The sequence below is a fragment of the Streptomyces sp. NPDC002580 genome, assembly GCF_042889485.1.
Lineage (GTDB): Bacteria > Actinomycetota > Actinomycetes > Streptomycetales > Streptomycetaceae > Streptomyces.
The window spans coordinates 307,507-329,285 of record NZ_JBIAQZ010000004.1 but is presented as its reverse complement, the minus strand read 5'-3'; the positions used below and the strand labels follow the sequence as shown (position 1 = coordinate 329,285).

Here is a 21,779-nt window from a genome sequence, read left to right as displayed (position 1 = left end):
CGCCGTGCGTCAGGGTCCGTTCGACCCCTCTTCCGGCGGGGAGAGCGGTCCATGGGAACAGTACGCGTCGGGTCTGACATTCCATCCGGCCACCACATGCCGCCGGTGCTCGGTGCTGAGCCGGCTCATGGTCCCGGTGCCGAGCTGGAAGAGCGCGCCGGACTGGGCGGACAGCCCGAGCCGCCGGGCCGTCAGCACCCGCAGGAAGTGGCCGTGCGAGACGACGACCACGCTGCCCTCCGACTCGGAGAGGGCCGCGTCGATCTTGGCCAGCATCCGCTCGGCGCGGGCCCCGACCTCGTCCGGACTCTCCCCGGGACGCTCGGGCGGCCCGGCCGCGACACCGTCGGTGAACAGGAACCAGTCGGGCCGCTCCCGGTGGATCTCCAGGGTCGTGACGCCCTCGTACCCGCCGTAGTCCCACTCCCGGAGGTCGTCGTCGACGCGTGCGCCGGTGACCCCGGCCAGCCGGGCGGTCTCCCGCGCCCGGCGCATCGGGCTGACGAACGCCGCCGCGATGTGGTGCCGGGCGATCAGCGGACCGAGCAGCCGCGCCTGCTCGCGGCCGTTGTCCGTCAGCGGGACGTCGGTCGAGCCGGTGTGCCGCCCGGACATCGACCATTCCGTCTCACCGTGCCGTACGAGGAGCAGGTCACCCATCGCCGCGCCCTTCCGTCCCTGCGTCAGCCGCTGTCCCTCGTACGGTGACACCGGCCGCCCGGGACCGCAGCACCGGCTCCTCCGGTCGGCCGCACGCCCCTTCGCGGGCCCGTCACTGCCGGTACCCGCTCAGGAACCGCCCGATCCGGCTGATCGCCGTGTCCAGGACGTCGGCGTGCGGGAGCGTGAGGATGCGGAAGTGGTCGGGCTTCGACCAGTTGAAGCCGGTGCCCTGGACGACCTGGATCTTCTCGCGCAGCAGCAGGTCGAGGACGAACTTCTCGTCGTCGTGGATCGGATACACGGCGGGGTCGATGCGCGGGAACGCGTACAGCGCGCCCCGGGGCTTGACGCACGAGATGCCGGGGATCTCGTTGAGCTTCTCCCAGGCGAGGTCGCGCTGTTCGCGGAGCCGGCCGCCGGGCGCGGTCAGTTCGTGGATCGACTGGCGGCCGCCGAGCGCCGCCTGGATGGCGTACTGGGCGGGGGCGTTGGCGCACAGCCGCATGGAGGCCAGCATCGTCAGCCCCTCCAGATAGCTGCGCGCGTGCTGTTTGGGGCCCGTGACGACCAGCCAGCCGGACCGGAAGCCGGCCACGCGGTAGGTCTTGGAGAGGCCGCAGAAGGTGAGGACCACCAGGTCGGGGGCGAGCGCCGCGGCCGACTGGTGCACGGCGTCCTCGTACAGGATCTGGTCGTACACCTCGTCGGCGAGGACCATCAGACCGTGCCGGCGGGCGAGATCGAGGATGCCCTCGACGATCTCCTTCGGATAGACCGCGCCCGTGGGGTTGTTGGGGTTGATGATGACGACCGCGCGGGTGCGGTCGGTGATCTTCGCCGCCATGTCGTCCAGGTCCGGGTACCAGTCGGCCTGCTCGTCGCAGAGGTAGTGCACCGCCTTGCCGCCCGCGAGGGTGGTGACGGCGGTCCACAGCGGGTAGTCCGGCGCGGGGATGAGGACTTCGTCGCCGTCCTCGACCAGGGCCTGTACTGCCATGGAGATCAGTTCCGAGACGCCGTTGCCGAGGAAGACGTCGTCCACGTCGACGTCCAGGCCCCGGTCCTGGTAGCGCTGGGCGACGGCCCGGCGGGCGGACAGGATGCCCCGCGAGTCGGTGTAGCCGTGCGCCCGGGGCAGCATCCGGATCATGTCCTGGAGGATCTCCTCCGGTGCCTCGAAACCGAAGAGGGCCGGGTTGCCGGTGTTGAGGCGCAGCACGCTGTGGCCCGCCGCCTCCAGTGCGTCGGCGTGCTCGATCACCGGGCCGCGGATCTCGTAACAGACCTCGCTGAGCTTGCTCGACTGCCGGAACTCCATGCGCTGTGCCCTCCGGTTGTGGTGTTGCTTGGTTTTACCAAGTGGGAGCTTGGAAAGTCCAACAAGATAGCTAGACTGCGTCGCATGTCACCGCGCCGAAGCTACGACCAGTACTGTTCCGCCGCCCGCGCCCTCGACGCGGTCGGGGACCGGTGGACCCTCCTGATCGTCCGTGAACTGCTCGGCGGACCGCGCCGCTACACCGACCTGCACGCCGATCTGCCGGGTGTCAGCACCGACGTGCTCGCCTCCCGGCTCAAGGACATGGAGCGCGACGGCCTGACCACCCGGCGCCGCCTGCCGCCTCCGGGTGCGGCCTACGTCTACGAACTCACCGCCCGGGGAAGGGAGTTGCTGCCGGTTCTCCAAGCGCTCGGGCAGTGGGGCGCACCCGCGCTCGGCGAGCGGCGGCCCACCGACGCCGTACGGGCGCACTGGTTCGCGCTTCCGCTGCTGCGAGGTCTCGACGCCGTGGGGGCGGGGGAGGGGCTGATCGAAGTCCAGCTGGACGAGGGCCGGTTCCATGTGTGGCCGGCCGCCGGGGAAGGCCCGTCCTACGGGGACGGCTCCGCCCCGCGCGAGCCGGACGCCCGGCTGACGCTGGACGCGCGCACGGCCGAGGCCCTGAGCCGGGGGACCCTGACACTGCTCGACGCGCTGCGCGGGCGGAGCGTCGAAGTGACCGGCGACGGAACCCTGGCCAAGGCGCTGCGCGCGATGTGACACCCCGGGCGGGGCCCAACGGGCCTGAGCGGGAGCGGAGTCGGCGGGGCCCGTACGGCGAAGGCCCGCCGCGCTCCCCGTCGGGGAACGCGACGGGCCTCCGCCGCCACGGGGTCAGGCGCCCGGCGGAACCCGTGAGGGCCGTCCGGTGCCCCGGGTCAGCGCGTATCCGCCGATGCCCGCGAGGGCCGCGAGGACGCCGCCCGCCGCGGTCCAGATCCAGCGGTCGGACCACCAGCCGGAGGTCCAGCCGTCGTCGGGCTCGAGCGAGGACAACACGGCCGTCGCGGAGTCGGACTCCTCGTCGGACTTCTCGGCGGCCACGGCGACGCCCGGCACCAACGGCTCGGCGAGCGAGCCGTCGACGGCGGCCGAACCGCCGATGTCCTTGGAGTCCACCTGGACCTTCGCGCCGACCGGCAGACCCCGGTCGCCCGCCCCGAGGCCGGTCGCGGTGAGCCGGATGTAGTAGGTGCCCGGCAGCGGGTCGTCGGCCCAGGTCTCCGCCCAGGAGCGAACGGTCCGCAGGGTGCAGGACAGTTCCACCGAGGCCGCGTCCGTACCCGCCGTCCGGGTCTGTGCGCCGTACTGGCAGGCCTGACGGCGCCGCAGGCCGTCGTACACGTCGATCTGCCAGGTCTCGGTGGAGGCGCGCTCGGACGCCTCGGGCAGCTTCACCGTCGCCTTCACGGTGGGCCGCTGTCCGGCGTCCGCGGGGAACTGCCAGTACAGGTAGTCACCCGCGGAGCCGCTGGCGGTCGCCTCGACACCCTGCTCGATCTCGGTCGCCGTACGGAACGACGTACCGGCCTCGGTGGGCGCGGCGTCGTCGTCCGACGGACTCGCGGACGGCGAGGCGTCGGCGACGGCCGGGGAAGCGGCGACGCCGAGCAGCGCGGGCGCCGCGGCGACCCCCGCGAGAAGCACGGCGGTGCTCAGCACACGTCGGATACGCATCAGTTGGTCCTCCAGACCGAGAACCGCCAGCGAGAGATCCAGCCCCACAGCACACCCGCGAGGAAGCCGGTCAGCACCAGCGCGCCGAGCAGCCACCAGCCGCGCCCGAGACCGAACGAGGCCACGTCGGACGCCTGGTCGGGGCCGTCGACGACGTCGACGGTCAGTTCCAGCGGAAGTCCGGGCGTGGCCTTCACGCCCGCCGCGGCGGAGAAGGAGTTGGACACCTGGAGGCACACGACCTCGGCGGCCCCGTACTCGTCGTCGTTCTCGGCCTTCGGGTAGCGCAGACCGGTCGAGATGACATCGGTGCGGCCGTTCCCGGCCGCCTCGCCGCGCACGATCTCCCGGCCGTGCGTGGTGACGGCGCGCAGCAGCACTCCGTAGTCGGGGTTGACCTGACGGTCCGCCGAGATGCTCACCGAGGCACGCAGTTCCTTGCCCGGCTCGACCTCCACGCGGTACCAGCGGTGCTGGGCGAACTCCTCGCGGTCGGTGTAGAGACCCGACTTGAGCGGGGGCGCGCCGGTGCACGAATCGGCACCCTCGACGGCCACCGGCTCGACCACGGGATCGGCGGCGCGGTCCACCAACTGGTTGACGCGGTCGCTGAGTTCCTCCTTGTGCTCGATCGAGGTGTAGGTGCCGCCGGTCGCCTCGGCGATGCAGCTCAGCTGCTTGCGCACCTTGATGTTCGGGACGAGGCCCAGGGTGTCGATCGTCAGGTTGATGCCCTTGGCCGCGATCTCGCGGGCCACCTCGCACGGGTCGAGCGGCTGGCAGGTGTCCTCTCCGTCGCTGATGAGCACGATGCGACGGGTGCCCTCACCGCCGTCGAGGTCGTCGGCCGCCTTGAGCAGGGCGGGGCCTATCGGAGTCCAGCCGGTGGGGCTGAGGGTCGCGACGGCGGTCTTGGCCTCGGTGCGGTCCAGGGTCCCGACCGGATACAGCTGGGCCGTGTCCTTGCAGCCCGTCTTGCGGTTGTCCCCCGGATAGTTGGCGCCGAGGGTACGGATGCCGAGCTGCACCTCCTCCGGCGTCGCGTCGAGCACTTCGTTGAACGCCTGCTTCGCCGCGGACATCCGCGACTCGCCGTCGATGTCCCGGGCCCGCATCGAACCGCTGACGTCCAGCAGGAGTTCGACCTTGGGAGCGGTGGCCGTGATTTCGTCGGCGACCGCTCCGGCCGGGAAGGCTGTCCCGGCGGCCAGGGCGGCGAGCAGGGCGCAGACGCCCGCCGCCAGCCGTTTTCTTGTGATCATCGGCGGATCCTATTGACCAAAGGTGCCGCGCGTAAAAACGGGAGGTGTCCCGGATCACGACGACCGGGGCCCCGCGAGCGGCTGCGGGAGCCGTGTCCACAGGTCACCGGGGGTACCGGGGGACAACCGCATCAAGGTCAGGGCCTTGGCCGGGAGCGGCTCGCCGAGGAGCGCGGGAAGGTCCGCGGTGTGCGGAAGATCCGGCGCGACCGTCTCAAGAGCGGCACGGAGCACCGCCGTCGAGCCCGCCGTCGCCCCCAGCGTGCCGCCCACGAGTGAACCGAAGAGCTTGCGGCGCAGGGCGGTCTCGTCGTCCGTGACGATCCGTCCGGACAGCCGGGGGAGCGGGACGCCGTGGCGGGCCAGCCGGGCCGGGCTCACCCGGATGTCGGCCAGGTCGCGGTAGACCAGCCGGACGGGGGCGTCCGCGCGGTCGAGGATCACGAGCAGGTTCTGGCCGTGCGCCTCAAGGGCCACCCCGAGTTCCAGCAGCCGCAGCCCCACGGTCAGGACGAGACGGGTGAACTCGGCGAACCAGGACGCCTTTCCGGGCAGCCCGGTCAGCGGAAGGGCGGCCACCGGGACGCACCGCTCCCCCGTCCCCGCGTACTCGTCCGGCGACTCCCGCACCACCGCCGCGAGATCGGGGGAACCGGCCGTCGCGGCACCGAGCGTGCGGGTGATGTGCAGCGGCGCGTCGAGACGGGCCGCCATCCCCTCCATGAACACCGAGACCGTGTCCGCCGCCTCCACCGAGTACACCGAGATGTCCCGCACCGACGAGGTCAGCCGGGCGCTCAACGCCGTCTTCACATGAGGCCCGTCCGGCACCGCGAGGGTGCGCAACGACATCAACGGACGCGCCGCGAAACCCTCCTGGACCGGGGCGTCCAGCACATGGGCGCTCTGCCACGGATGCACCGGGATCAGCACCCGCTCCCCGTCCCGCAGCCACTTCGGCCAGTCACCGGTGACGAGGGCGTCGTCCACCGGCACCAGACCCATCTCCACCGTCGGCCCGTGCTCCGGCCCGTACGCGAGCTGCTCGGCCACCGAGAACCCCGGCCGCGAACGGCAGTTGGGGTGATACGGATGCCCGTCCACGATCCGCTGCTCCCACACCCAGCTCGCCCCGGGCGGGCCGACGGCGTCGCCGGACGCCGACCGACCGGCCCGCGACAGTGCCGAAGAGGCCACGCTGTGGGCGAGTTCGGACGCGAAATCCGGACCGTGCGGCACGCCGAGGGCCGCCACGAGCGCGTCCGGACGCTCGTACACCCGCTCGCCGAGCCGTACTTCGGTGACGTACGCGGAGGTGGCGTACGGGTCGGCGAACGGTCCGTGCACCCGACGGCCGTCGGTCAGAGCGAGGGTGAGACCGTCGCGGCCCGTCTCGCGGCGGGCGATCCACGGCAGCGGCTCGAACGCCAGTGCGCGCCACAGCCGGGTCAGCACGGCGGCCCGGGCGCCCGGCAGAGCCGCCGCGTACGGCGCCGACAGACCGGGGCGCACGACGCTCAGTTCCTCGGCGAACGCGGCCTCGGTGTCGGGCGTGGAAGGACGGTGCACAGCGGGACTCCTTGGGTACGGGACTGTGTGGAGGGTCCGCCGAGGCAGACATACTGATCACCAGCGCACCGTGTGAATCGAATGGACCAAATGGATCGCGTGGACTTCAAGCCGACCCCGTTCCCCCAGCTCACCGGGGGAGACACGGACGAGGCCGCCGACGCTTACGCCACCGCGCCGTTGCTCAATTGTCTCCTTCGCGAACTGGCGGAGCCCATGCGGGAACCGGGCGTCCACCGGCTCCGCACCGGTGGCCGGATGGTGCGGGTGCGCGGCGTGCGGCGCCCCACCGCACCCGAGTTGTACGCCGACGGAGCCTGGCACCGGCTCACCCACCGGGAGCTGGTCGCCTTCATCGCCGGGGAACTGCGCCGGTCCACCGGCGTGGCCGACTCCGCGCTGGCCGCCGAGATGAGCGACAGCCGGGACGTCGTCGCGGCCCTCCTCCGCGCACGCGCCGCCGCGGCGCCGCCCACGGACCCGTACCTGCGCTCCGAACAGTCCCTGATCATGGGACACCCGTACCATCCGGCGCCCAAGGCCCGCGGCGGCGGCCCGGCCGCCGGCTGGCTGCCGTACGCCCCCGAGGCCTACGCCCGGTTTCCGATCGAACTGCTCGCGGTGCGTGCGGACCTGTCCGTCGAGGAGGGCGACACCAGCGCGCTCGACGCGCTGGGCGAGGCCCCGCCGGGCTACCGGCTGCTCCCCGTCCACCCCTGGCAGCTCACCCTGACCGCCGCCCGTCCGGTGATCCGGGACGCCCTCGCGGACGGCCGCCTGCTGCGCCTGGGGCCCACCGTCCGCCCGTGGTACCCCACGGCGGCGATCCGCACCCTCTACGCCCCCGAGGACGACCTCTTCCTCAAGTTCAGCCTCGACGTGCGCATCACCAACGACATCCGCCGGCTCTGGAAGCACGACCTGCTGAAACTGCGCGCCGCCGACGCTGCGACCGGCGCCGCCTTCGCCGCGCGGCGGGGGCCCGCCGCCTGGCTGAGCGACCGCGGCTACCGCACCGCCGGCTTCGCCTTCGAGGAACTCGCCGTCCTGGTCCGCGACGGACTGGGCCGCCACCTCGTCCCCGGCGCCACCCCGCTGCTCGCCGCCGCCCTCGGGGAAGGCTTCGACGGCAGCCCGCTCGACCGGCTCACCGACCCGTCGGCCTGGTGGGCCGCGTACCTGCGCCAGGTGGTGCCCCCGGTGCTGGACGCGTTCGCCCGGCACGGCGTGGTCGTCGAGGCCCACCTGCAGAACACCGTGGTGGCCGTGGACGGCTCCGGCCTGCCCGTCCAGGCGCTGTTCCGGGACGCGGAGGGCGTGAAACTGCTGCCGGGGGTGACCCGTGCGGCCGGCTGGGAACGGCTCGTCTACTGCCTGATCGTCAACCACCTCGCGGAACTGGCCGCCCTCCTCGCCGAGCGGTTCCCGGGCACGGACCCCTGGCCCGCCGTACGCCGGGAACTCCTGCGCCACGACACAGGCCCCGGACCCACCGCCCTCCCCGAGATCGCCGCCCTGCTCGCCTCGCCCACACTCCCCGGCAAGACCAACCTGCTGCTCCGCTGGACGGACGCGGACGGCGCGGACGCCCGCTACACACCCCTGCCGAACCCGCTGGCCGCCCCCTGACGCCGTGGGGCGGCGCGACCGGCTGAACTACAGTGGCGGGTGTGCTCCGCGACGTGACCGCTGTTCGATACGTGACTCCGCTGACGGCGGGCGGCTCCGTCCCCGGAGTCGTCGAGGCCGACGACCTGGGGACCTACGTCGTGAAGTCGTCGGGGTAGGGCCGGGGACCTGCGACGATTCACCGGAACTCGTCGTCGACCTGCGGGTTTCCGTCTTTCGACGTCTTTCACGGCCGTGCCGCCTTGTGCGATCGACCCTCCCCACACGCTCCCCAACGCCGCTCATACTCCCCAGATTCTCCCCGGGGAAGGTCGGCGTGACCTGCGCCAGGGCAGCGGAGCCGACTGGCCCGGCGAACACGACGAGTGACTGTCGCCGGTGTTCGCTCGCTGTCGGGTGGTTCGACTGCGGTCAGGTGTCCCGGAAGAGACCGGGCGGCTCTGCGACCTGCCGCGATGGGTGGCTGCGGGGCACTGACCTGCGTAGATGGTCTTTCGGCGAAATGACGCGGCGCCGCCGACGGGGCTTCGTCTCATCAAGACTCGCTGCTGAGCTCATCCTGGAGCTCGGCGATGCGCCGTTGGGTTGCCGCTGCGTTCTTCTGCTGACGAGTCAGCTTCGCCTCGGCGGCTGCCAGTTCCCGGGCGAGCCGCTCTCGACCAGCTGCCGCCCTCTCACGGATGGTCCCGTCATCGCGGTACGCGGGCCCCACCCGCTCACTGCTCATTACACCGCGACGCTCTCCGCATTCTGGGCAGTCGACGACGCGGTCGGAAACGTAGCTGTGCTCGCGATGCTGAACGTGAGGCACCACATGGTCGCAACGGAGCGTGAGGTCCCAAGCGTCGAGGTCCTTCTTGCGTTCCTCCCGTGAGGGCCAGGAATCAAATAACCTGGCGAGCTTCTCCATCTGTTTCGGCCCCATCGGAGGTGGCGGGCAACAGAAACAGCAATGCGTCACCCGAGAACCGCTGATGCTCCACCGGCCACTCCGGCAGTCGGCGTGCCGCTCGCGGAATCGCAGGTCGGCTTCCTCGTGCTCACGCTTCTCCGACTCGGACAACTTCATGAGGGGATACCAGTCCCCCAGCCCGTCTTGCATGGGCTCTCCGCAGCCCTGACAGGGCTTACCGGCCACGTAGTCCGCCCAGCTGAGGCGCATACCTTCTCTCTTCCACCGCTCATCCTGCGCACGGCGCCGACGGTCATCCGCTTCGGCATCGAGGGCCGAGCGCAGAGCACGTTTGGCGGCTCGTTGCCGCTTCTGCTCCTCCGTGAGCTTGGCCATGGCTTCACCCTTCGCTGCGTCATGTTCTCGTGACGACCGTGGAATCCATGCTGGCGTGGCCGTTCCGTGTGCTGGCTGTTCGTGTGCCGGATGACGATTTGTGACCGGACTTGGATCGCGAGCGGCCCTCAGGCGACTGATGTCGTCCGGTGTGGGCGGCCGGAGGTTGTCGATTTGATATGTCGTCAGTGAGCCCCTCCACAGCGGTCATGAACAACAGGACATACGACGCAAGGGCCAATCCTGCCAGCCCGTTACTTGCCCTGAACGGGGACTTGCGCGGCGTCTGCGACTCAGCGCTACGACTGGTCACGCATCTAGGTGTAGGCGTCACAGGAAGTGATACCCCTGGCTGTTTCCGTACCCGGCCGGCCCGCGGGGCCCTGGCCGAGTCCCGCCCTATCTGGGGATCGTCCGGTCTGATGCCATGGACGAAGTGCTGCTTTGGACACCATCGTTGGGGGCGATGTGGGGACATCCACGCGATGGAAGGGACCGAACGGCGATCGGTGGAGCTCCGCAGGGAGGCGGCTGGCGCGCTGGCGCGATGACTCGCGGAACGCGGATCAGCGGCTGGAGGAGATCGCGGCGGACCACCTGAGCGCCCTGCACGAGACGCTCCGCGCCGATCGATCGGCTTTCGGGTTGTACGACACGGCTTGCGCGGCCGGTGAACGGCTCGCCCGAGCCTTGGGGTCGCTGGCCATAGAGGGCGCGGAGTCGGAGGACGCGCTTGTCGCGCGTCTCGTCTCGGAGGTCGGCGGGGACGGTGGCACACTCGCCGACGCCGCGGTGCGCAGGGGGATGGCCGCGGCGGTCCGAGATGTCCGGAGCAGATATCCCGAGCTGGACGACGCCATGGGTGGAGGTGCCGTCGGCGGCGGGTTCACCTGGGACATCCTGTGCGACCTCTACCAGGTGTTCTTCGCCGACACGGTGGGGGAGTTCCTCAGGTCCGTTGTCGCCGAGCACGTCAAGCTGGCGGTCCCGGTGCTCATCGCGACCGATCCGGAAGGCAGGATCGCCGACTGGGTCGCGGAGAAGGTGGTGGACCTGGTGCCGAGTCCCTGTGAGGAGTCCGCCGAAGCGACGGACCTTACACAGGCTGTGGATACCGCGCAGTCAGTGGTGGGCGCTGTGCAGGATCCGTCGGCCGCACTGCCCAAGATTGCTGAGCTGCTGGTACCGCGGGCGGTCGGAAAGGTGCTTGGCCTGATCACTGAGGAGATCATCGGAGAAGAGGGAGCTGCAGCGTGACCGATTCCGACGACTTCCTGTGGTGGCGCGGCACTCGGGGCGACCGACCTCGTGGCGACCACTGGACGGAGATCGGTGAGGAAGCCTTCCAGGAAAAGGAGCGCCGCATCATCGGTCGGCACCATCTGCCCGGTTCCGTCCCCGACTGGGCCGAGGATCTGTTCCGCGTCGCCAGGGCTGCCTTCATCGCCGACAAGTACGTACGCCGGACCGGAGCACGGGACAGGTGGACCCGCCGCATCAGCCTCGCCGTGCCCGTCACGGAACATGAGCGGTGGGCAAGCGCAGCGGTCCGTACCCACCTCGCTGCGCTTCTCCAAGTCCTCACCGGGGACCTCTGGAACGTGGACTTCCGTCCCCTCACCGGTCACTACGTCGAGGAGGCGATGGTCGCTCCCGACGACCCGCGTGCCTCGGAAGTCGCGTTGTTCTCCGGCGGACTGGATTCCCTCAGCTGGGCCGCTACCCGTTCGCGCGCCGACGACTCCCGACCGCTGCTGCTCGTGATGTTCCGCGAGATCGGCCTGCTGCGTCTCCAGCAGCGGGTGTACAAGGCTGTCGAGCGACTGGACGGAGCACGGCCGGTGCTGCTGTTACCGATGAGCCAGACCCCGGCGGGCGACGGCTCTGGGGCGAGGCTGGAGACCTCCTCCCGCACTCGTGGTCTGCTGTACGCGGCGGGCGCGATCCGCGCCGCCACCGCGCACAGGGTGAGTACTGTCCACATCCCCGAGAATGGCCAGCTCGCCCTCAATCCGCCCCTGACACCAGCACGCTCGGCCGCTTGCTCCACGCGTTCCGTGCACCCGCGGACGCTGGACAGTCTGAACGCCTTGTTGACTGCCGTGAGTGGCACGGAGAGCACGGTGCAGGTGGTCAACCCCTTGGCGCAGCTCACGAAGGGCGAGGTGTGCAAGGCCGGACGTGACGCGGGGCTCACCCCGTCCGACCTGGAGTCCACCCTGAGCTGCGGCAAGCCTCCAACCCGCCGAAGCGGCGGCCCTCCCATCGCCAACTGCGGCGTCTGCTTCCCGTGCCTCGTGCGCCGCTCCGGACTACTCCACGCCAACGGCATCGATGGCACCCGGTACGAGGCATTGCCGTGGGCGGACCGCCTACCGCTGGACCGGGGTGCCGACTGGCGCGCACTGCAGCGGTGGCTGCTCGGCAGATACACCTTTTCGGATCTCCTCACCGATACTCCGCTGCCGCCGGACGCGGATCCGGTGGTGGCCTTCGAATTGATCAGGCGCGGGCGGAGGGAACTGGTCCGACTGCTTCAGATCGCCGGTGCGGCCGAGGCCGCCGACGCGGCATAGACGGCTTCGTGACGTACGGGTCAACACCACACTGGTGAAGGCCAGTTGGGACGTATTCTTCCCTCTGGGGTGAAAGCTGTGGCAGGAGTGACGGCCCCGCATCCGCTCCCTGCCGTGAGCGCTGGGCAGCTGAGACGATAGAGGGAGACGTCGTGGAGATTCAGATCACGGTCGATGCACAGGGCGACGACACAGCGGCACATGATCTGTACTACTGGCTCCGGCAAGATCGCGAACTCCGGCGTCACGTGGAGGTCGAATTGGCACAAGCCTCCGGCGCCTCTGACCGTATGAGCGCGGGCGAGACCATCAACATGTTCGTCAGCAACGGTATTGCTGCTGTGGGCTTGGTGGTGAACATCGTGGTCGCCTGGCGAGCATCCCGCCCTTCGCCGCCCGGGGCCGTGACTTTCGAGCACGGCGGCGTAACAGTGACCGTGCGCGATGCGTCGGACGAAACCATGAGCAGAGTCGCACTGCTGTTGGCTCCTGAAACCCGCGGCGGGGACATAGGGGCTGATGGTCCGGGGCATCCGTCGGCACCGTCGGTTGCGGGGAATCGGTGATGGGGCTACCCGACCCCGACGGAACTCGTGTGGTGCTGATCGGTGCCGACGAGTACCAGAACTTCTCGGACCTACCAGCGGTGCGGAACAACCTTGCAAGGTTGGCAGAGCTGTTCAGGTCACCGGACGTTGGAGGTCTCCCCGCAGGACGTTGCGTGACGCTACGTAATCCCGCCGATGGCCAGGACGTACTCGACGCCGTCCACCAGGCAGCAAGCGAGGCGACAGACACGCTGGTGGTGTACTTCGCCGGCCACGGTATGCGGTCGCTCGATGGCTTTCTCTATCTCGCGCTGGGGCATTCCGAGCGAAACCGGAAGCTGTACAAGTCGGTGGCGTTCAACTACCTCCGCACGGCAGTGTTGGAAAGTGCAGCGCCCAGAAAGGTCGTGATCCTCGACTGTTGCTATAGCGGTGCCGCGCTGGAGGGATACATGGGCGGGCCTGATGAGTTCGCGGACCAGGCCGCCATCGAGGGTACTTATGTCATGACCGCCTCAGCCGCTACGCAGGCTGCCATGGCCCCCGTGGGTGCGCACTTCACCGCGTTCACCGGTGAACTCGTGAAAGCCATTACCGATGGCGTTCCAGACGTGTCCGGCCCACTCGACATGAACGCCCTCTACCAGCACGTCAGCCGTGAACTGGCATCACAGGGCATGCCGGTACCCCTGCAACGGGCCGGCGACCAGGGGCATGCCATCACACTGTTCCGAAACAAGTGGAAGCGGCCCAGGAAGAAGCCCACGCTCGCGGCGCTGCGCGAGGAGTGGTTCCACGCGATCCAAAAAGGGCTGCTCTGGCATGTAAGGGATGTCCCGGCGCTCGGCAAAGGCCGACTACGTACCGACTTCGGCGAGCCCGGGCTCATCGGCTCCCTGCTGGTCGCACGGATCGCCGCCCGGCTTGCTCGAGGGGAAGGCACGGCGAATATCCGTGACTGGCTCGCCGCCAGCCCCTTTTTCACTGTGCCCGGCCCCAATGGTGATGAGCTCACCGAGCTCATCACCAAGGTCCAGTTCGGGTTCCAGCACGACGGGCTGGCCACCACCGTTGTGGTCCTCGACGGCCTGGGACTGCTCCCCTGGAGGCCGGAGAGCACGGACATGCTCCTCATCGAATACTGGGCTGCCCAACGAGGTCGTACGGTGCCTCGTACACGCGTGGAACGTGAACTCAAGGAGCTGTGGGACAGTACGGACTCGCGTGTCCACGCGGCGCTTTCGGCGCTGCCGTCCTCTCCACTGGAGGCATACCCCGACCTGTGGAAGAGACTGAAAGACGAGCCGGACTTTCGCGTCGGCAACGCAGGGGCCATGGTGCTCGGCGAGCGTGGTGGCGGCGACCGCGCCTGGGATCGGTGGATGTCCACCCGCACCTGGAGCATTCTCAAGGCTCGCCACTTGGTGCGCCTCGGCGGAGATCTCGCCCGCTGCCAGGCCGCGCAGCGTGCTCTCGGCCGTCTCCTCGATCAGGCACCTCCCGGCGATGAGTTCCGCGGTGTTCTTGAGCGGGCCGCAAGGATCATTCAGGAACAGTTGGAGCACATCGCCCTGGCTGTGGAGGGCATGAGCGCCATCGAGTGCGAGCTGCTACGCGAGCGTAGCCGGGACGAACACTTCCAGGACGGCTGCCTTGTCACGTTCCAGCAGCGCCTTCTGGAGGGGTACCAGTCCTTCACTCCTTTCTCTGAGCACGTGACAACACACGGCACCTGGGGCCCCCTTCCATGGTGGTCGATCGCCCTGCACGACGAGCGGGAACAACTGGCGGCGCAGGAACTGCTCGTCCGCGGTGGCATGCAGATGAGCATCACCACCAAGAGCCGTGACGCTGATGAGCTTGTCATCACCTGCCGGGAGCCCGGGCCCGGTCCCTCGCGCATCACAGCCCGCTTCCGTTTCGATCTCCGCGATGCTGTGCACGCCTGCGAGCTGCTCCTTCTTGCCCGTCGGCAGAAGGTGGCGGTGGACTTCCTCACGGAACACATTGACGAGTGGGACGATCGCGAGGTCACCCTCATCGGCACGTTGCCCATCGACATAGGCGACGACGTTGGAGCTGCGCTTGCCGACATCGCAACCGGTGCCCTGCGCCGGCTCATGCCCGGCGCATCAGGCTCGGCTATCTACCATGACGTGGTCCCGTCGCTGGAGAGGCTCATCAAAGCATCACGGCTCCCGCAGATCTGCCGTCATCCGAGGTAGCGACCGAGCCTGATGAGGCCAGCGTCGACATGTGCGTCAACTGTCTCCATGTCCATCAGTCCGCACAGAGAGGTGACGGACTGTTCGACGGTCATGTAGTCGTGTTCGGCGATCTGGTCGTCGAGGTCGCCATGGAGGTCGAGGGTCTCAGTGCTGATGCCCTCGATCTCTTCTATGCACAGCGATCTCGGTGTCGAGCCGTTCTGCGATCTTTCGCAGTTCGCGGACGCTCTCGACTTCTTCCTCAAGTTTCGCCACCGCTTTGGCTAGATCGCCTATTTCGTCTCTCCGTTTCGGCTGTCATGATCTGTCTTCGCGAGCGCACCTACGGCGAAGGTCGTGCGGCCCGTCGAAATTCGGTCGCGGAGGCAGTTACCCGGTACCGCTGCGCCGGCCCCCTCCCATGCCGCGGCATACGGGTGGGGCAGGGAACTTGCTGCTCTGAGCCCGTCTCGCCGATCGCTCGCGGTCGTACGGGGTGGATCGTGAAGCCGAGACGCCACTCCCTAACGACTGTTGCGTTGACAATGTCAACGCAACAACGGTTGTTCATATCATGATTCTCGTGTACGTTCCTTCCGTGGGTGTTCTCGTCTGCCGCGATGAGCACGCCCACCACATGGGGGAAACGCGTGTCCTCTCGGCGGGGCCGCATGGGGAGGCAGCAGCATGAGCGAAGGTTCCGAGACGGTCGCCGGGCGGTTCCGCCTGCTGAGTCACGTCGACTCGGGAAACATGGGTGAGGTTCACCGCGCCGAGGATCTGGACGAGGCTGAGGACTCTCCCGACCGCGTCGTCGCCCTCAAGCTCATCCGCCGCCGTCGCTCGGGCACCCTGGTGGAGACCCGCACCGACCCGAAGGCGGTGGCGAGGTTCGCGCGCGAGGTGCGCATCATGCACCTGCTGAGCCACCCCAACCTGCCCCGCACGATCGACGGCGGGGTCGACGAGACCAATGGCGATCTTCCCTTCCTGGTCATGGAATTCCTGGACGGGCATCCACTCGCCGATCTCGTGGCGGAGGAGGGGCAGCTTCCGGTGCCCTGGGCCGCCGCCATCGGGGCACAGATGGCCGACGCCCTGGCTGCCGCTCACGCTGCCGAAGTGGTCCACCGGGACCTCAAGCCCCGCAACGTGATGCTCACCCGCGGTGGCGTGGTCAAGGTCCTAGACTTCGGTATCGGCCGGATTGTCGACGACCCTGACGGCACCAAGCTGACCAGCACGGGAGTGACGGTCGGCACGGCCCGCTACATGGCGCCGGAACAGTTCGAGGGCAGCCTCGTCACCCAGGCCGCAGATCTGTACGCCCTTGGGTGCATGCTGCACGAGATGCTTTTGGGGAACCCGCCCTTCATGGGCAACACCGCCTTCGACTTCCGCGACAAGCACGTCAATCAGGAACCGACGCCGGTGCGTCTGCTCCGTTCGGATGTGCCGGAGGCGCTGGCCCGCCTGGTGGACCGCCTCCTCGCGAAGAATCCCGCCGACCGGCCGACTGACGCGGTGGCCGTCCGGGACGTGCTGCTTCCTTTCGTGGCGGAGGGCGGCGCTCTCCCCGCCTGGCAGGACTTCGACCCGGTGAAGTGGCTGTTGCGGCCGGTCGGCGAGGCCGCCTCGGTCACCGAGCCGCGGTCTTCCGAGACGGTGGCACCGGAGCCCGCGAAGCGTTCCCTGTCCGGCTCCGGCATGGACGTCTTCGGTGTACACGAGCAGCTCATCAAGGACTACCGCTCGTTCACCGAAGGCGGCACCGTGATCCGCGACGAGCGCATCAAGGACTTCGTGAAGAAGGACCTCGACGACAAGTCGCAGTGGCCCAACCCCTGGCTGTCGCTCAACCCCTTCTTCGCCTCCGCCGGAACGGTCGCGGAACTCGCCGCGCAGAAGGTCCTGCACGACGAGTGCGCGAAGATCTTCCAGGCGGGGAAGGCCGAGAACTCCACCGTGTGCGACGGCCGCTCGCTCACCCTGCACCGTCACCAGCGTGCCGCGATCGACGCGGCCGAGGCTCGGGTCTCCTACGTTCTGACCACCGGCACCGGTTCCGGCAAGTCCCTCGCCTACATGGTCCCGATCGTCGACCGGGTTCTCAAGGAGCGACAGCAGGCCGGGCCCGACGCGCCCAAGCGGGTGCGGGCCATCATCGTCTACCCGATGAACGCCCTCGCCAACAGCCAGCTCAAGGAGCTGGAGAAGTACCTGCGCAACGGTTACGGCGCCGGCAATGAGCCAGTCACCTTCGCCCGCTACACGGGCCAGGAGGACGACGAGACCCGCAGGCAGATCCGCAAGAACCCGCCGGACATCCTGCTCACCAACTACGTGATGCTGGAGCTGATGCTCACCCGGCCCGACGACCGCGACAGCCTCGTGGCCATGGCCGAGGGACTGCAGTTCCTCGTCTTCGACGAACTGCACACCTACCGGGGCCGGCAGGGTGCGGACGTAGCCCTGCTGATCCGCCGGGTGCGCGACGCCTGCCGCGCCGACGACGTGCAGTGCATCGGCACCTCCGCGACGATGTCGACCGAAGGCAGCCTGGAGGAGCAGAAGAACGTGGTGGCCGACATGGCGACCAAGCTCTTCGGCACGAAGGTCAGCCCCCAGCACATCATCGGCGAGACCCTGGTCCGCGCCACCGGCGAGACCCCGACCGTCGTCCCCGCCGAGCGCCTCACGGAGACCGCCGCCCCGCGCGCCTACGCCGACCTCGTGACCGATCCTCTCGCGCGCTGGATCGAGACGTACTTCGGCCTCGGCACCGACGAGGCCACGGGGCAGCTCGTGCGCCAGAAACCCCGGAAGATCGAGGAGGCCGCCGCCGAACTCGCGGGGCAGAGCGGGGAGCTGGAGAAGCAGTGCGCGGACGCCCTTCGGGCCACGCTGGAAGCGGGCTCGCAGGCGTACCACCCCGTCACCGAACGCCCCTTGTTCGCTTTCCGGCTCCACCAGTTCCTGTCCAAGGGCGACACCGTCTACGTCACTCTGGAGAACAAGGCCGACCGCTACCCCACCCGGGATTACCAGCGGGTCCGGCCAGGCACCGACGGACACGTCCTGATGCCGCTCGCCTTCTGCCGCGAGTGCGGTCAGGAGTACCTCACGGTGTGGCGTACGGAGAAGGACGGTGAGGTCCGCTACGAGCCGCGCCGCGACACCGCCGCCACCGGGGGCCGTGCCGGTGACGGCTACCTCTACCTCGACACGGACCGCTACCAGCACACCACCCCCTGGCCGCATACCCCGGAGGAGGCCATCGCCGACCGGCGGCTGCCCGAGTCCTGGCTGGAGATCGACGACAGGGGCCAGGAGGTCGTCAAGAAGTCCTACCGGGACCGGCTTCCGCGAGCGATCACCGTCGATCCGTACGGAAACGAGGCCAAGGGCGAGCTGCATGCGGCGTTCATCCCCGCCCCGTTCCTGTTCTGCCTGCACTGCTCGGTCTCCTACGAGCAGACCCGCGGGAAGGACTTCGCCAAACTCGCCACCCTGGACCAGGAAGGCCGCTCCTCGGCGACCTCGCTGATCTCCGCCTCCGTCGTACGCTCGCTGGACAGCGTGCCGGAGGCGGCGCTCCCCAAGGCGGCTCGCAAGCTCCTCACGTTCGTCGACAACCGGCAGGACGCCTCCCTCCAGGCCGGCCACTTCAACGACTTCGTTCAGGTCACCGAATTGCGCGGGGCGCTGTACCGGGCCGCCGTCGACGCGGGCCCGGACGGTATCCAGCATGAGGAGCTGACCTCCCGGGTCTCCAACGCCCTCGCCCTGGAGCCTGTCGTCTACACGGGCGAGTCCGATCTGCCCCCGCGGCTGGCCGCCGCCGCGGCCAGGACGCTGCGGGATGTGATCGCTTTCCGGCTCTACCTCGACCTGGAGCGCGGCTGGCGCGTCACCATGCCGAACCTGGAGCAGACAGGACTCCTGGAGATCGACTACGCCGACCTCCAGTGGGTTGCCGAACGCCAGGAGCGCTGGGAGCAGGCGCACCCCTCCCTGCGTGAGGCCGACGCCTCCTTACGTGCCGAAATCATGAAGGCGCTGCTCGACGAGATGCGCCGGTCGCTCGCCATCGATGTCCAGTACTTCCGTGACGACTTCGACTCGCTCCAGAGCGCCAGCGAGGAGAGGCTGATCGACCCGTGGGTGCTCTCCAAGAGCGACACCCCCAAGGTCGCCACTGCCTACCCCCAGTCCTCGAAGCCCGGGATGGACCGCGCGGGGCTGTTCCTGTCCGCGCGCGGCAAGTACGGAAAGTACCTGCGCCGCACGCATCGCGGCTTCCGGGAGGGCCTGGACAACGCAGATCTCCAGACGGTCATTGAGGATCTGCTGAAGGTCCTCAGGAAGGCCGGGCTCGTGACCGAGGTGTCCGTGGCCCCGCAGAAGGCTGGGCGCTTCCGCAGGCCGTCGGCGACCGTCACCGGCTACCGGGTGTCGGCCGCTTCGATCGTCTGGCGGGCCGGTACGGGCGAGACCGGTGCCCATGATCCCCTCACCCGTACGTACGCCAGTGGCGACGGCCCGCGCGTCAACGCCTTCTTCCGCCAGCTCTACCGTGAGACGGCCGACGGCCTGTCCGGCCTGTTCGCGCGCGAGCACACCGCGCAGGTCGACCCCGAGGACCGGCAGAAACGGGAGGAAGCCTTCAGTAAGGCCGAACTCAAGCTGCTCTACTGCTCCCCGACGATGGAGCTGGGCGTCGACATCTCCTCGCTCAACGCCGTCATGATGCGCAACGTCCCTCCCACCCCGGCCAACTACGCCCAGCGCAGCGGCCGTGCCGGGCGCAGCGGCCAGCCCGCCCTCGTCACCACCTACTGCGCCACCGGCAACAGCCACGACCAGTACTACTTCCGCCGCTCGGCCCGTATGGTGGCCGGTGCCGTCGCCCCGCCGCGCCTGGACCTGGCCAACGAGGACCTGGTCCGCTCGCACCTCCAAGGCATCTGGCTCGCCGAGGCCGGTCTCACGCTGGGGCGGGCGATCCCGCAGGTCCTCGACATCGCCCACGGCGAGACTTCCGGCAGCCCGGCTCCCGGCCTCGCTCTCCGCGACGACATCCGGGACGCCTCCCACGAGCCCGGCGCGCAGGACCGCACCGTGGCCGCCGCCCGGCGCATTCTCGGCCCGCTGCTGCCCCAGTTCGGTGAGACCACCTGGTGGGACGAGCGATGGATCGAGGACGCCGTGCACAAGGCGGCGCGCAACTTCGACCGGGCCTTCGACCGCTGGCGCGACCTGTACCGGGCGGCCCTCGTCGACCAGTACGTCCAGAACAAGCGGGTCCTCGACCACACCCTGACCGAGGGCGACCGGCGGCAGGCCTTCCGGCGCCGCACACAGGCCGAGACCCAGCTCAACCTGCTCAAGAACGAGAGCCCGGACAGCCGCTCCGTCCTGTCCGACTTCAACCCCTACCGCTACCTGGCGTCCGAGGGATTCCTGCCCGGCTACTCGTTCCCCAGGCTGCCACTGGCCGCCTTCATCCCCCTCCGGGGCGGCCGTCAGGGCGACGGGGACTATCTCCAGAGGCCCCGCTTTCTCGCGATCCGCGAGTTCGGCCCCGGCGCGCTCATCTACCACGAGGGCGCCCGCTACCAGGTCACCCGCATCCAGCTGCCGCCCGACTCCTCCGGCGACATCTCCACCAGTGAGGCCCGCCGCTGCGCCCACTGCGGCTACCTCGACGAACCCGAGCAGCGCCGCGACAAGTGCGAGATGTGCGACAAACCGCTGGGTGCGCCCACCTACGGCCTGCTGCACCTGCACACCGTCTACACCCAGCGCCGGGAGCGCATCTCCTCCGACGAGGAGGAGCGCCGCCGGGCCGGTTTCCGACTGGAGACGTCGTACCGCTTCCGGCGGCACGGCACGCGCAGGGGGCGGCAGGACGCCCGGGCCGCCGACTCCGCCGGTCCGCTCGCCACGCTCACCTACGGTGACTCCGCCACCGTCCGCATCACCAACGTCGGCAGGCTGCGCGCCAAGGACAACGAGCCGGCCGGCTACTGGCTCGACCCGGCCGACGGGCGTTGGATGAACGAACGGGACGCCTCCGACGCCTCCGGCGACTCCAGCGAGATGCCCGTGATCGACGAGGACGGCAAGGAGAAGCGCCGTAAGAAGCGGGTCATCCCGTTCGTCGAGGATCGCCGCAACATCCTCGTCGTCACCCTTGACGAGCCGCTGCCGGACCCGGTCGCCCTGACGTTGATGTACGCCCTGGAGCGCGGCATCGAGACCGCCTTCGAGCTGGAGGACTCCGAGCTGACCAGCGAGCTGCTGCCGCCGGCCGACGGGCCGCGCGACCGCCTGCTGTTCACCGAGGCGGCCGAGGGAGGCGCTGGTGTCCTCCGACGGCTCCAGGCCGAACCGCAGGCTCTGGCCAAGGCAGCCCGACAGGCTCTCGCCGTCTGCCACTTCGGCGAGGACGGCGAGGACGAGAAGGGCCCACACCCCGACCGGCCCTGTGCGCGAGGCTGCTACGAGTGCCTGCTGACCTACGGCAACCAGCTCCACCACGGCGTGATCGACCGCCGCCTGATCGTTGCCCTGCTGCTGCGGCTTGCCTCTGCCGAAGCGACGAGCGAGAGGCGCGGCGAGACGACCACCGACCAGCACCGCAGGCTGGTGGCGGCGTCCGCCCCCGCCGCGACCACCGGTGAGGCCGCGCAGCTCACCTCGGTGGAGGCGGAGTTCCTGACCTGGCTCAGGGAGCGCGGCCTGAGGCTGCCCGACGAGGCGGGGATCACGGTTCCCGAGGCCGGTGCCCGCCCCGACTTCGTCTACCGCATGCCTGGGGTCAACCTCGCTGTCTTCCTCGGCGGCGCGGACGCCGAGGAAGACACGGCGCGGGACGAGGACGCCGAGGAGCGGCTGTACCTCGCCCGGTGGGACGTCATCCGCTTCCCGGAAGGCAGCGACTGGGGCGCCATCACCGCCGAACACACCCGCTACTTCGGCCTCGGCCCGTCCTCATGACGGCACGCCCGCACCGTCCGCCCCGCCCGGCCGTGGA

Annotated in this window: 14 protein-coding genes; 7 read left to right on the top strand and 7 right to left on the bottom strand. The window is 69.4% G+C overall.

Annotation, left to right across the window (positions count from 1 at the left end; all coding sequences use genetic code 11):
- Positions 1–9 precede the first annotated feature (9 nt).
- Both ACFYW7_RS15525 and ACFYW7_RS15520 read right to left on the bottom strand, forming a co-directional pair.
- Positions 10–660 carry a histidine phosphatase family protein gene (locus tag ACFYW7_RS15525; protein WP_389502199.1) on the bottom strand — a complete coding sequence of 217 codons (651 nt, stop codon included), beginning with the start codon at positions 658–660 and terminating at the stop codon, positions 10–12.
- A 112-nt stretch (positions 661–772) separates the two neighbouring features.
- A complete protein-coding gene (locus ACFYW7_RS15520; protein WP_389502197.1) occupies positions 773–1,981 on the bottom strand; it encodes a pyridoxal phosphate-dependent aminotransferase in 1,209 nt (402 codons plus the stop codon).
- A gap of 84 nt (positions 1,982–2,065) precedes the next feature.
- On the opposite strand from ACFYW7_RS15520, the gene ACFYW7_RS15515 reads away from it, so the two are divergent.
- On the top strand, positions 2,066–2,704 hold the full coding sequence (locus ACFYW7_RS15515) for a winged helix-turn-helix transcriptional regulator (RefSeq protein ID WP_389502195.1): 639 nt from the start codon (positions 2,066–2,068) through the stop codon (positions 2,702–2,704).
- 114 nt (positions 2,705–2,818) lie between these two features.
- Here ACFYW7_RS15515 and ACFYW7_RS15510 read toward each other — a convergent pair whose 3' ends face one another.
- The 3 genes from ACFYW7_RS15510 to ACFYW7_RS15500 are packed head-to-tail and all read right to left on the bottom strand — an operon-like array spanning position 2,819 to position 6,492.
- On the bottom strand, positions 2,819–3,661 hold the full coding sequence (locus tag ACFYW7_RS15510; protein ID WP_389502194.1) for a hypothetical protein: 843 nt from the start codon (positions 3,659–3,661) through the stop codon (positions 2,819–2,821).
- Positions 3,661–4,923: a VWA domain-containing protein gene (locus ACFYW7_RS15505; protein WP_389502192.1), complete on the bottom strand. Its 1,263-nt coding sequence runs from the start codon at positions 4,921–4,923 to the stop codon at positions 3,661–3,663. Before ACFYW7_RS15505 ends, ACFYW7_RS15510 begins: the two co-directional genes overlap by 1 nt.
- A gap of 54 nt (positions 4,924–4,977) precedes the next feature.
- Positions 4,978–6,492, bottom strand: coding sequence for an IucA/IucC family protein (locus tag ACFYW7_RS15500; protein ID WP_389502190.1), 1,515 nt, complete (start codon positions 6,490–6,492; stop codon positions 4,978–4,980).
- A gap of 90 nt (positions 6,493–6,582) precedes the next feature.
- Between ACFYW7_RS15500 and ACFYW7_RS15495 the strand changes: the two genes are divergently transcribed.
- Positions 6,583–8,121, top strand: coding sequence for an IucA/IucC family protein (locus ACFYW7_RS15495; protein WP_389502188.1), 1,539 nt, complete (start codon positions 6,583–6,585; stop codon positions 8,119–8,121).
- A gap of 535 nt (positions 8,122–8,656) precedes the next feature.
- Here ACFYW7_RS15495 and ACFYW7_RS15490 read toward each other — a convergent pair.
- Positions 8,657–9,409, bottom strand: coding sequence for a hypothetical protein (locus ACFYW7_RS15490; protein WP_389502186.1), 753 nt, complete (start codon positions 9,407–9,409; stop codon positions 8,657–8,659).
- Positions 9,410–9,853: 444 nt separating this feature from the next.
- Between ACFYW7_RS15490 and ACFYW7_RS15485 the strand changes: the two genes are divergently transcribed.
- From ACFYW7_RS15485 to ACFYW7_RS15470, 4 genes are all read left to right on the top strand, one after another.
- Positions 9,854–10,666: a hypothetical protein gene (locus tag ACFYW7_RS15485; RefSeq protein WP_389502184.1), complete on the top strand. Its 813-nt coding sequence runs from the start codon at positions 9,854–9,856 to the stop codon at positions 10,664–10,666.
- Positions 10,663–11,985 carry a 7-cyano-7-deazaguanine synthase gene (locus ACFYW7_RS15480; RefSeq protein ID WP_389502182.1) on the top strand — a complete coding sequence of 441 codons (1,323 nt, stop codon included), beginning with the start codon at positions 10,663–10,665 and terminating at the stop codon, positions 11,983–11,985. Before ACFYW7_RS15485 ends, ACFYW7_RS15480 begins: the two co-directional genes overlap by 4 nt.
- A 152-nt stretch (positions 11,986–12,137) precedes the next feature.
- Entirely contained in the window at positions 12,138–12,551 is a 414-nt protein-coding gene (locus ACFYW7_RS15475; RefSeq protein WP_389502180.1) for a hypothetical protein, read from the top strand.
- 29 nt (positions 12,552–12,580) lie between these two features.
- Complete coding sequence (locus ACFYW7_RS15470; protein WP_389502178.1) at positions 12,581–14,758, top strand: caspase family protein; 2,178 nt, start codon at positions 12,581–12,583, stop codon at positions 14,756–14,758.
- Here ACFYW7_RS15470 and ACFYW7_RS15465 read toward each other — a convergent pair.
- Complete coding sequence (locus ACFYW7_RS15465; RefSeq protein ID WP_389502177.1) at positions 14,746–15,006, bottom strand: hypothetical protein; 261 nt, start codon at positions 15,004–15,006, stop codon at positions 14,746–14,748. The genes ACFYW7_RS15470 and ACFYW7_RS15465 overlap by 13 nt on opposite strands.
- A gap of 421 nt (positions 15,007–15,427) precedes the next feature.
- On the opposite strand from ACFYW7_RS15465, the gene ACFYW7_RS15460 reads away from it, so the two are divergent.
- Positions 15,428–21,742 (top strand): protein kinase, encoded by a 6,315-nt coding sequence (locus tag ACFYW7_RS15460; RefSeq protein WP_389502175.1) that lies wholly within the window; start codon positions 15,428–15,430, stop codon positions 21,740–21,742.
- Positions 21,743–21,779: the final 37 nt, after the last annotated feature.

Excerpts from the sequence above, each read along its gene's own strand:
- ACFYW7_RS15520 (WP_389502197.1), bottom strand. The coding sequence starts at position 1,981 with ATGGAGTTCCGGCAGTCGAGCAAGCTCAGCGAGGTCTGTTACGAGATC.
- ACFYW7_RS15495 (WP_389502188.1), top strand. The coding sequence starts at position 6,583 with ATGGATCGCGTGGACTTCAAGCCGACCCCGTTCCCCCAGCTCACCGGG.
- ACFYW7_RS15525 (WP_389502199.1), bottom strand. The coding sequence starts at position 660 with ATGGGTGACCTGCTCCTCGTACGGCACGGTGAGACGGAATGGTCGATG.
- ACFYW7_RS15460 (WP_389502175.1), top strand. The coding sequence starts at position 15,428 with ATGAGCGAAGGTTCCGAGACGGTCGCCGGGCGGTTCCGCCTGCTGAGT.
- ACFYW7_RS15515 (WP_389502195.1), top strand. The coding sequence starts at position 2,066 with ATGTCACCGCGCCGAAGCTACGACCAGTACTGTTCCGCCGCCCGCGCC.
- ACFYW7_RS15510 (WP_389502194.1), bottom strand. The coding sequence starts at position 3,661 with ATGCGTATCCGACGTGTGCTGAGCACCGCCGTGCTTCTCGCGGGGGTC.
- ACFYW7_RS15505 (WP_389502192.1), bottom strand. The coding sequence starts at position 4,923 with ATGATCACAAGAAAACGGCTGGCGGCGGGCGTCTGCGCCCTGCTCGCC.
- ACFYW7_RS15490 (WP_389502186.1), bottom strand. The coding sequence starts at position 9,409 with ATGGCCAAGCTCACGGAGGAGCAGAAGCGGCAACGAGCCGCCAAACGT.